The 1256-nt window shown below is 54.6% G+C and carries 1 protein-coding gene; it reads right to left on the reverse strand.

Annotated features, from left to right (window positions below):
* Positions 1-8: 8 nt before the first annotated feature.
* A protein-coding gene (locus EJA70_RS16175) for an IS3 family transposase (protein ID WP_218574210.1) occupies positions 9-1192 on the reverse strand; the annotation gives its coding sequence in 2 pieces (ribosomal slippage) (positions 9-928 and positions 928-1192; 1185 coding nt in all).
* Between the last annotated feature and the right edge of the window lie 64 nt (positions 1193-1256).

A 1256-nucleotide genomic window follows, 5' to 3' on the forward strand; every position in this document is an offset into this window, starting at 1 on the left:
TGCAGTGGTCAACTAATTCCGGACACCTCGATAGGTGGTTTTGACGCCATCGCCCGCTCATAGACGGTCGGTGGCAGATATCCCAGTTTCGAGTGAAGCCGTTCGTTGTTGTAATACCCAACGATGTACTCGGTGATGTCGCGGATCGCTTCGGTATGATTGGCGTAGTCACGTCGCCATACCCGCTCCATTTTCAAGCTCAGGAAGAAGCGTTCCATCACCGCATTGTCCCAGCAATTACCTTTACGGCTCATGCTCTGCTGCATGTCGTTTCTTGCCAGTAACTCTCTGTAAGTTGCACTCGCGTATTGGCTGCCACGATCCGAGTGGGCAATCAGGCCTGGCGGCGGTTGGCGCTGTGCGATGGCCAGTTGCATCGCAGTGCACACCAGCTCTGCCGGCATGTTCGGAGCCATCGACCAGCCCACGATCTTGCGTGAAAACAAGTCCAACACCACGGCCAGATACAGCCAGCCACTGCGGGTGCGGATGTAGGTGATGTCTGCCACCCAAGCCTTGTTTGGCGCCGCCGGATCAAATTTTCGGCTCAGTACATTTTCGGCAATCGGCAGATCATGATTGCTATCGGTCGTGTGCACAAACTTGCGCTTCCAAGCCGAACGTAGCCCATTGGCACGCATCAAACGGCGGATTTTATACAGCCCAACAGACAGGCCTTTGCCGCGCAAAGCATCGCGCAAGGGCCGGCTGCCGTAGCAGCCACCACTCTCGGCAAAAGACGCCTTGAGTTGCACAACGACAGGACAACTCTGCCGGACGGGCGCATCAGCACGCTTTTGCGACTCATAGAAGCCCGAGCGACTGATGCTCAGTAACCGACAGACATGCGTCACTGAGTAGGCCTTCTGTTGCAGCTGCCGAACCAGTCGATACCTTACTTCAGCTCGCGGGCAAAGAAGGCCGTAGCCTTTTTTAAGATGTCGTTATCCATCTTGAGCTGGCGATTTTCCTGTTCCAATTGCCGGATGCGCTGTTGCTCTGCCGTCAATGGCTTGCCGATTCCGGCCTGCCCCAATTGCTCTGCCTCGTACTGTTGAACCCAGCGTCGAACGGCTGTCTCACCAATGTTCAGATCTTGGCAAACCTGCGTAATGGTTAGCCCCTGATCCTTGATCATCTTCACGACTTGCAGCTTGAAGCTGTCGTCGAATGCCCTGCGTTTTTTGGTCATGAATAACTCCTCGATAGATGTATTTTCCACCTATCGGGGTGTCCGGGGAAATTAGACCACTACA

It is taken from the genome of Pseudomonas sp. PB103, from assembly GCF_009764635.1.
GTDB lineage: Bacteria > Pseudomonadota > Gammaproteobacteria > Pseudomonadales > Pseudomonadaceae > Aquipseudomonas.